Origin of the sequence: Streptococcus sp. HSISS3 (assembly GCF_000448605.1) — a bacterium.
GTDB classification, from domain to species: Bacteria; Bacillota; Bacilli; order Lactobacillales; family Streptococcaceae; genus Streptococcus; species Streptococcus raffinosi.
Genome location: NZ_CM002130.1, coordinates 2130261 through 2139459, shown reverse-complemented (window position 1 = coordinate 2139459; position 9199 = coordinate 2130261). Strand labels below are relative to the sequence as shown.

Annotated in this window: 12 protein-coding genes; 8 read left to right on the top strand and 4 right to left on the bottom strand. The window is 39.7% G+C overall.

Translation table 11 applies throughout. The annotated features are described in order from the left end of the window. The 5 genes from HSISS3_RS12050 to HSISS3_RS12540 form a co-directional block, all read left to right on the top strand. The coding region (locus tag HSISS3_RS12050) for an AAA family ATPase (protein WP_042772009.1) at positions 1 to 505 on the top strand (505 nt) is incomplete at its 5' end. Beyond that, positions 483 to 800 (top strand): hypothetical protein, encoded by a 318-nt coding sequence (locus HSISS3_RS09860; protein WP_134954266.1) that lies wholly within the window; start codon positions 483 to 485, stop codon positions 798 to 800. The genes HSISS3_RS12050 and HSISS3_RS09860, both read left to right, overlap by 23 nt. Before the next feature lie 90 nt (positions 801 to 890). Further along, on the top strand, positions 891 to 1202 hold the full coding sequence (locus HSISS3_RS09855; RefSeq protein ID WP_042772007.1) for a hypothetical protein: 312 nt from the start codon (positions 891 to 893) through the stop codon (positions 1200 to 1202). A 67-nt stretch (positions 1203 to 1269) separates the two neighbouring features. Next, positions 1270 to 2370 carry a DUF6287 domain-containing protein gene (locus HSISS3_RS09850; RefSeq protein ID WP_021152580.1) on the top strand — a complete coding sequence of 367 codons (1101 nt, stop codon included), beginning with the start codon at positions 1270 to 1272 and terminating at the stop codon, positions 2368 to 2370. Positions 2371 to 2517: 147 nt separating this feature from the next. Continuing rightward, positions 2518 to 2646 (top strand): hypothetical protein, encoded by a 129-nt coding sequence (locus HSISS3_RS12540; protein WP_021152579.1) that lies wholly within the window; start codon positions 2518 to 2520, stop codon positions 2644 to 2646. 21 nt (positions 2647 to 2667) lie between these two features. Here the strand turns inward: HSISS3_RS12540 and mutY are convergent, their stop codons facing one another. Continuing rightward, positions 2668 to 3819 carry an A/G-specific adenine glycosylase gene (gene mutY / locus HSISS3_RS09845; RefSeq protein WP_021152578.1) on the bottom strand — a complete coding sequence of 384 codons (1152 nt, stop codon included), beginning with the start codon at positions 3817 to 3819 and terminating at the stop codon, positions 2668 to 2670. Positions 3820 to 4968: 1149 nt separating this feature from the next. Here mutY and rpsF point away from each other — a divergent pair. From rpsF to rpsR, 3 genes are read left to right on the top strand one after another with little or no spacing between them, the layout of a single operon-like run. Further along, positions 4969 to 5259, top strand: a complete 291-nt coding sequence (rpsF, locus tag HSISS3_RS09840) for a 30S ribosomal protein S6 (RefSeq protein ID WP_002884188.1) — start codon at positions 4969 to 4971, stop codon at positions 5257 to 5259. A gap of 21 nt (positions 5260 to 5280) precedes the next feature. Further along, positions 5281 to 5799: a single-stranded DNA-binding protein gene (locus HSISS3_RS09835; RefSeq protein ID WP_021152577.1), complete on the top strand. Its 519-nt coding sequence runs from the start codon at positions 5281 to 5283 to the stop codon at positions 5797 to 5799. Between the two features lie 41 nt (positions 5800 to 5840). Further along, the gene (rpsR, locus tag HSISS3_RS09830) at positions 5841 to 6080 is read left to right on the top strand and encodes a 30S ribosomal protein S18 (RefSeq protein ID WP_000068664.1); all 240 of its coding nucleotides are present in this window, start codon (positions 5841 to 5843) and stop codon (positions 6078 to 6080) included. 155 nt (positions 6081 to 6235) lie between these two features. Here the strand turns inward: rpsR and HSISS3_RS09825 are convergent, their stop codons facing one another. The 3 genes from HSISS3_RS09825 to HSISS3_RS09815 all read right to left on the bottom strand — a co-directional run bounded on the left by HSISS3_RS09825 (position 6236) and on the right by HSISS3_RS09815 (position 8916). Further along, a complete protein-coding gene (locus HSISS3_RS09825; RefSeq protein WP_021152576.1) occupies positions 6236 to 7120 on the bottom strand; it encodes a DUF4300 family protein in 885 nt (294 codons plus the stop codon). A gap of 111 nt (positions 7121 to 7231) precedes the next feature. After that, on the bottom strand, positions 7232 to 7903 hold the full coding sequence (locus tag HSISS3_RS09820; RefSeq protein WP_002889271.1) for a DUF1129 domain-containing protein: 672 nt from the start codon (positions 7901 to 7903) through the stop codon (positions 7232 to 7234). 68 nt (positions 7904 to 7971) lie between these two features. Further along, complete coding sequence (locus tag HSISS3_RS09815; protein ID WP_021152575.1) at positions 7972 to 8916, bottom strand: magnesium transporter CorA family protein; 945 nt, start codon at positions 8914 to 8916, stop codon at positions 7972 to 7974. Positions 8917 to 9199: the final 283 nt, after the last annotated feature.

Here is a 9199-nt window from a genome sequence, read left to right as displayed (position 1 = left end):
CCGCGTCAATGAGCAAGATTCAGAAGATATTGAGACAATCATGAATGTGGATATCGATGCAGTCTTTGAAGAAGATAAATATAAAGAAGGTGTAGATGGACAAGAAGATGCCATGGTCACTTTGGATAATTTGATTGGTATTTCTAAAGTCAAAGAACAGGTCAAACAGTTTATTGACATGGCAGAGTTTAATAAAAAACGTGCAGAGCAAGGTGGTACTGTAGATGATACAACGCTACATTCTCTATTCTTGGGAAATCCAGGTACAGGCAAGACAACGGTCGCTCGTATTGTAGGTAGTATTCTCTACCAAAAAGGTGTAATAAGTCAGAACAAGTTTATCGAGGTTTCTCGAAGCGATTTGGTGGGCGGTTACATTGGTCATACAGCAATCAAGACTAAGGAAGTCTTGGAAAGTGCGTTAGGTGGAGTTTTGTTTATTGATGAAGCTTATACACTTAGCTCAGGTGGTGCAAACGATTTTGGTAAAGAAGCCATTGCTTAGTGCAATTACTATTGCCGTCGCAGGTACAATAACACCTGATCTTAATTGGTGGCAAGGTGTTTTGATGGCAACTCTCTTTGTTGCTCCTAATTTATTGGCAATCTGTTATTTTGGTGGTTTAATGGGGTATTTCCCAAGAATTGAAGAACTAATAAAAGAACATGGTTGGTTCATTGCAGTCTCTGCGTGGCTAATTGCTAGTATTATCATTAGTGCTCTTATTTTACTAGTAGTAGTTGTTGTTTTCCTATTCGTTGTTTTTAAAGTTTTGGCTAGTGATTCATCAAATAAGTAAGTTATAGTTATGAATATTTGAAAAAGAATAGAAATTAAATAAAAAGACTTAAACATTAATTTTGTGTAAGAAGGAGAGTAATTAAGAACAATGAAAAAACTATTTTTAGGTTTGCTATTTTTAACCATGAGTGTGGTCTTGGTGGCATGTAGCTCCGGTCCTAAAGGAACCTATAAAGGAAAGTTGATGGGTTCTGATGTAACCCTCAAAGTTGATGGTAAAAAAGGAACCATGACGGGTGAATCTAGTTGGTTGGGAGAGACTAAAGAAGAACTTACAATTAATGCTAAAGAGAAAAAAATGAAGTCTGATACTGGTGCAACCTATAACTATACTCAAGATGGAGATACTTTAGCTATTTCTGGTGGTGGTGTGACGATTAAGTTTACCAAAGAAAAATAAATAGACTTATGCAAAAACGACTTAACGCTAAAAATAACGTTAGGTCGTTTCTTATGAAAGGATAGTTATGAAAAAGAAATTAACAGGATTTGCGCTTCTGTCAAGTTTATTCTTGCTGACGGCTTGTAACGCAACAAATACGGGTGGTTCAGGCTCGAAAGACAGTACTGCTAAGTCTGAACAAGTAAGTGGCGATTCGTCCGAAACCGAGGAAGTGAGCTACGATGATCTCTATGCTTCAGTCTTGGATCTCTACCGCCCGATTGCTCTGAACGGCGATACATCAGCTGTTCCAAGCAACCTCTCAACTGAGGAAGCTTATTCAACTAATACGATTTTTGAAGCCAATAGAGTGGGTGAAAAAGTCCAATATAGCTATGTAGACATCAACGATGATGGCTCAGCCGAGCTTTTGATTGGTACTCCTGATAGTGTTCATGCGCTATATTATCTTGATAATGATGATAAGCCTGTATTTGCCATAAGTGCTGGAACTTTTGCTCAGAGCGGTTACTTGAACACATTGCATTTTTATAAAAATGGGATTATTTATTCTCAGTTATTTCATAGAATGAAGCCTGAAGCAAAGGCTGAGACCTATGAAATCAAGGATGGAGTCTTTAACCAACTTCAATCGGTTGATTTCAGTATGTCTGAGACAACTGATGGTGCCAGTAAGGTTGGCTTAGGTAACGAACAGACTTTGGATTTATCTTCCGAAGATTGGTATGACTTTGACGACTCAAGTAGCGACGAGACAAAAGATAGTAGTAGCGACAGTAAGTCTAACAAAGAGACTGGTATGGACATCAATGCTATTCAGAATGGTGATTTCTCAAGTATCGCTGGAACTTGGAAGAATGGCAAAGGCTATACAATGACCTTTGATAAGAATGGGTTAGTGAGTGATACTGAGAAGGTAGCAATTGAATATGGTAAAATTACTGATGGCTACCTTAAATCGAGTACAGGTCCGAAATCTGGTGTTGGAGTTGGCGGAGGAGCAATAGCATTCTTACCAAAAGGAGTGTCTTTGACTGGTTCTGTAACATCATCACCAAATGAGAAAGCTGATGACCAATCTGATAAGACCAAGGAGCGTCTTTGGGTAGGGCAGTCACTTTATGGCACCACTGACGACAGTTACTTCTTCTACAAAGTAGACTAAAAATTCACAAGCTGAAATTTAATCGTTTCGGCTTTTTTGTTTTCTCCATAGTGACATTTATGTCACTATTTTTTATTGGCTATCTTACCTATAATAAAAGCATAACTGAGGACAGCGACAGGAGTTCTTAATCAAAAGGAGCGTCGTATGATGATTGCAATTTTGATGTCAAAAAATGTGACTTATTTGGACTTGTTTGATATTTTTTCGGGAGTAGTTCTTTCAAAAGTATACCTTGCCTTGCGTGGTCGTAAGCACGCTAAACTTGACGCATAAGAAAAAGGGTAGCACTCAATGCTATCCTTTTTTGCTGTCTTCATAAGTTTTAATCATTTTCTTTTGTGGAGTGGCCATTGGGAACTGGTCGAAGTCCTCAGCTGCTACCCAGCATAGCTCCTTATCGGTAATGAGTTTATCGTCTTTAACACTACCTTCCACCATCTCGATGGTCCATTTTTGGTGGCTGAAGGTATGTTTTACAGGTGTAAAACCATTATCTGTCCAGTCTGGTTTGAGGGCGTAATTTTCCTCGAAAATAGCTTTTTGTGAAACGGTTTCGAGGACATAATTATCGTTTTCAAAAAGACTGAGTTGTTGGCCAATAAAGTCCGTCTCCATGATAGGGAAGGACCAGAAACCACCTAGTAGGCGCCCCTCGATATTTTTTTCGAGCAGAAATTCACCCTTCATATTTCTGATAACAAAAGCCTGAATTTGCATTGGCTTGGGCTTTTTCTTAGGTAATTTGATGGGGTATTTGTCATAGGTTCCGTTGAGATAGGCTGCACAGAAAAAGCGAATAGGGCTTTCGTCTGGTCTTGGATTTTTGGCAGATTCAATATCGGTCCCGAGGTCCATAAGGGCCTGATTAAAGTCGCCGGGTCGGTTAGGATCAATTAGAATCTCCATGATTGCTTGGAAAATTTTACGATTTTTGGGGTCTCCGATATCGTAGTTAACCTCAAAGAGACGGGCCATAACCCGCATAACATTACCATCAACAGCGGGCTCTGGGAGTCCAAAAGCGATGCTAGAAATAGCACCAGCAGTATAGGGTCCGATGCCCTTGAGTTTGGCAATGTTTTCATATGTATCTGGAAACTGACCATCAAAGTCATCCATGATTTGCTGGGCAGCCTTTTGCATGTTTCGGACACGTGAATAGTAACCCAATCCTTCCCAGGCCTTGAGGAGTTTTTCTTCTGGAGCTTCAGCCAGATCCCTAACGGAAGGGAACCAGTCTAAGAAGCGCTCGTAATAAGGAATGACAGTCTGTACCTGGGTTTGTTGTAGCATGATTTCACTGACCCAGATATAATAAGGATTTTTGGTCCTACGCCAAGGTAAATCACGTTTTTCACGATCGTACCAGTCGAGGAGCGTGCGACGGAAGGAAGCAATCTTCTCAGCATCCCACATGATGATGCCGTAATCTTTTAAATCTAACATGTCTCTATTGTAGCAAAGAAATCTTTTTTCAAAAAATCTTGCGTTTTCGAGTTAAAAGATTGACAAAAGTAAGCGTTTACATTATAATAAAACTGTAAAGAAGATAAGGATTCATCAAGGAGGTAGTAGCCATGGTGACGATCAATATTTCAAGGTATAAAAATGGAGACTGAGCTCTCTAATAAAACAGTAGGCAAAACAAAAACTTTACAATTGGTCTCTAAGGAGTGTAGCAGTATGACAGTAGGGCGTTACAAGAACGGAGATTAAGAGAGTCGCATAAAATAGCTACAAGGGAGTGATACCACCAGAAATCGCAAGCTAAATTTTAAAAGATTAACGTCAAAAAGTGAGGTAAAGCTCATGAGAAATGTTAGTAGATATAAAAATGGAGATACTTAAGTTGTTGTTTAAGATGGCTTAAGAAGTGATATCCATGCGAGTAGAATAATTTATCGGAAGCATTTAATACTTAAATCTTGTTACAAAGTACCGAGGTGACGCTTATGTTGATGTTTGATGTGAGTCGTTATAAGAACGGCGATAAATAAGTCTCATTGAGTGGTCAATAGGAAGATGGGTCCCAGATGATAAGAATCAGAGGTGATTGCTATGATGATGAATCTAGGACGTTATAAAAATGGAGACTCTTCAGGTTATTGCACAAAATAGCTTAAGGAGTGATACCAATGTAATAGAAAATCGTGACTTAGTTACAATTCTTTTTAAGTTAATGGAGGTAATCTATGATTGCTAGATTGAAAAATGGTGACACACAGTGACACCTCCTTATGAAAAAATATTTTTACAAAAATTCTAAAAGGAATAGTCTGATGACAATAGAAGATTCTTAAAAAGCTCATTCTAGCGTGTAAGGATGAGCTTTTTGTTAGCTCTCATTTCAGTTTTTTATGACGCTTGTTGGAAGTTTTTAACGTTATTTGAGGTGCCATACGATAGAAAGGTAAGGGGGCTGTGTTCCTACTCTCTTGGTGATTTTAGTTTCTCCCAAAAAAGGACACATACTACTTACTCTTTTTTCCTTGCATTATCCTTTAATCTTTGGTAGAATTATATCCTGTGAGTGCACCTCACTTACTCGTGGCGAAAGACCATGAGTCATTAGACCAAAAGAGGAGGAAAATATCAATGGCTAAATACGAAATTCTTTATATCATTCGTCCAAACATTGAAGAAGAAGCTAAAAACGCTTTGGTAGCACGTTTCGATTCTATCTTGACTGACAACGGTGCAACTGTTGTTGAATCAAAAGATTGGGAAAAACGTCGTCTTGCATACGAAATCCAAGATTTCCGTGAAGGACTTTACCACGTTGTTAACGTTGAATCTGATAACGATTTTGCTCTTAATGAGTTTGACCGTCTTTCAAAAATCAACGGTGACATTCTTCGTCACATGATCGTTAAACTTGACGCTTAAGAAGGTAGATGAAGGTAGATTATGATTAATAATGTCGTACTCGTTGGTCGCATGACCCGTGATGCGGAACTTCGTTATACACCAAGTAATGTTGCAGTAGCAACTTTTAGCCTTGCAGTTAACCGTAACTTCAAGGGTGCTAATGGTGAACGTGAAACAGACTTTATTAACTGTGTTATCTGGCGCCAGCAAGCTGAAAATTTGGCTAACTGGGCTAAGAAAGGCGCATTGATTGGCATTACAGGTCGTATTCAGACTCGTAACTATGAAAATCAACAAGGTCAACGTGTTTACGTAACAGAAGTAGTCGCTGACAATTTCCAAATGTTGGAAAGCCGTGCGACACGTGAAGGTCACAGTGGTGGTTCATACAACGCTGGAGGGTTTGATAATTCAAACTCATTCGGTGGTGAAGCTTCAGCTGGTGGTTCATTTGGTGGATCACAACCTGCACAATCTACACCAAACTTCGGTCGTGATGAAAGTCCATTTGGAAACTCAAATCCTATGGATATTTCAGATGACGATCTTCCATTCTAAGGATGGACAAAACGAATTAAATATATAAAGGAGAAATAAACATGGCTCAACAACGTCGTGGCGGATTCAAACGCCGTAAAAAAGTTGATTACATCGCAGCTAACAAAATCGAATATGTTGATTACAAAGATACTGAGCTTCTTAGCCGTTTCGTTTCAGAACGTGGTAAAATTCTTCCACGTCGTGTAACAGGAACTTCAGCTAAAAACCAACGTAAAGTAACAACAGCGATTAAACGCGCTCGTGTTATGGCACTTATGCCTTTCGTAAACGAAGACTAAACATAATGCTCTCGCTTGAGAGCATTTTTTTATGGCTGAATTTAGGTAATCACCTCATGATTTCGAGATGTTATGGCTCGAAAAGTTTCATTTTATTCAATTTTTAAGCCTTCTTAGCTGTATGGAAATAAAGAAAAACCAACTGGTCTTTTCAATTACTCTTGAAAAGCTAGTTGGTTGTTTTTGGGTATGAGGATAGAGTCTTTTAAGAAATCATCGAATTTCTGGTCGTTAACGAGGATATCAAGGTTATCTTTGAAGACCTTGAAACGGTTAGACAACCAGTGTGTTTTGATGTCTGCCCAGGTGTTGAAGCGACTCCAGCGGTAAGGAAGTGTGGGATCTTGTTTTTCAAAGACATAAACGCTACCGTCTTTCTCATAAGCTATAGCAGTATAGATATTGCTAACATTATCGGAGCTATTTTGAAAGACTGATAGGAGTTTAACTTTTTCTGGAAACTTGAGTCCAGCTTTTTTCCAGGCTTTGAGGAGTTCATCTGTAGATTGGTAGTTGGGGTTATCCCCAAATAGGAGACTATAGAGGGCTTGGTCCTTGGCAGTTAACTCCTTGTGGTGAGATTTTAAATTCAGGTACTCATTTTGCAGGGGGAGATCTCGTTTAGTAAGATCGCTTGAGCTAGTCAGGAGGCTATGGAGGAGAAGAAAGGATGCTTGTCGGTAGTTTAAGTCATCGGTGAAGTGAGACTTATTATCTTCAACTATTTTCTCATCTAGGGAGGTGACAAACTGATTCTTATCCTTGCCAATTTTACTTTGCGTCCATTTTTTGACAACTGGTTGAATGCCTGTGTTTTCCTGGTTGTAGTGGCTGATATAAGGTTCTAGAGTATCCCAGTTTTTTGTGGGAATACCTTTGCTTCTTAAGTCTTTGGCTAGTTGCTTTTCCTGAGATGAAGTAGTTACGTTATTGAAGCTATAGTAAGCTTGATAGTTTTTTAGAGTAGTCTTATGCTTGTGGCTGCAAGCCATCAGTAATAGGCAACAAGCGATGATAAGTAGGGGGAATTTGATACGCATTTATTGGGGTTCTTTCTTTTGTCTGTTAGCTTTAATATTTTAGTATAGAAGAGCCAACTGTGTCAAGATTTCTGGTACAAAAAGACACCCCTCAGGGTGCTTAAATACTGCTTAAGATGCAGGTGCGTAAGTGCTTTGTACGTTGTAGCGACGTTTGAAGAAATATTTAGCAACACCCGCGACAATACCAATGATGAGAACGACAATTGGTGACAGTCCTGGATTGAGATAGCTAGGAAGAAGTGCCGTAAGGCTGAAGAGAGCAAACCATGCGATGAAAGAAAGTGTGATGATGGTCATGCTGAACCACCATTTTGGACGTTCTTCTTTTGGTTTGTTACTGTGGCGGTAAATATAGTGGTAAGGGGTATACATAGCAAGACCACCAATGAATGATACGGATAGAAGAGTTGTGAGGCCGTAGCTTGTTTGCGTACCAGAAAAACCAAAGACTGCATTCATGATGGCAACAATGGCGAGAAGGAAAAGTGAGGTATCAAGCCACATCTTCCAAGGTGTTTTGTCTGTTTCTGGGACTTCTTTGCTGGTCTTGTCTGAGTTAGGTTGTGGATGTTTTTCAGGAGAGAAACTAGCTGCCCAGACCGTTGGAGCACCAAGGAGACTGCGTCCTGTGATTCCTTTTTTCTGATTTTCAAGGAGTTCAGGAATGACATTGCCAAGGATGTCTTTGATTTCTTGGTCTGACTTACCGTCTTTGATAAGCTGATTGGTTGCGATGTGGATGAATTCTTGGTTTTTCTTGGTGAGTTTTTGGATGTCCATGAGATGACCTTTCGATAAATAGTATTAATTTTTAGTTTAGCAGTTTAGGGAAAAGAAGAGGTTCTATGTTAGAACCATTTTTTCCTGATAAAGTAGATAACAACGCAGGATGACCCGAGGGCTGCCATGAAGAAGATGACCCAAAAGGCGTTATCTAAATCGTTTAGGGGCATAGAATTGTTTTTAAAGTTCATACCGTAAGCGGAGAAGATAACGGTTGGGATGTCCAGAGCCATAGTCATAAGAGCCAGTGTTTTCATGATAGTGTTCTGGTTATTACCGATGATAGAGGCAGACGTTTCAGCCATGGCGTTCAAGACATTTTCATAGATGCCTGCCATCTCAATGGCCTGTTGGGTTTCGACCAAGGTGTCTTCCAAGAGGTCTTCGTCTTCGATGTATTTTTTCAAGCTAGAGGCGTTACCTGTTAGCTTTTTGACAATTCGTTCATTCATCTTAAGTGAGGCTTTTAGATAGACAATGGATTTTTCCAATTCCATCATGTCAATCAGATGCTCGTTCTTTGTCGCATTTTCCAATTGAGCTTCCAATTTATCGCTCTGACGGTCGATAGAACGTAGGGCAGTTAGGTAAAGTTGGGCATTGCGGTAAAGAATCTGAAAGACGAAGCGTGTCTTCATGAAGGTGTAGAAGTTGCGCACACGGTGATTGAGGAAATTATCCATGAGACTGATGTCCTCGAGACAGGTGGTAACAACAACTTCATCCGTAACGATGATACCCAAGGGAATGGTGACGTAGTAGCTTTTGTTATTACGCTCTTCTTGGGTTGGAACGTCGACCAGAATCAAGGTATAGTCGTCTTCGACATCAATACGTGATGTTTCTTCCACGTCTAGAGGGGCGCGGAGGTCTTGGATATCAATGTCAAAACGTTCAGCGACCTTCATGGCCTCTTCCTGAGAAGGGTTTACCAAATGAATCCAAGCACCCGGCTCGAATGTCTCAATTTCTTTGAATTCTTTTCCAGTGGATAAGAACATTTGTTTCAATGGGAACCCCTCCTTTGTCATTCGTTAAGTGTTGGCATGTTTATCTCAAAATGTCTTGTCCGTTCTTGGACCAGAAAAAGTCAGATAAATCAGCAGCACTTAGCTTTTTAGTGATGTCAATTGAGGCCTAGAGACGATGTTCTTTGCCTATTTTACATACTCAACCATTATACTACATTTGAAACATTTTTGGGCTGGATAAATTGAAATTTTGTTATAATATGAGAGAAAGTCGGGATGGCGTTTCCATCCGTCTGTAGAAAGGAGTGGCAGTGGCTTTAGG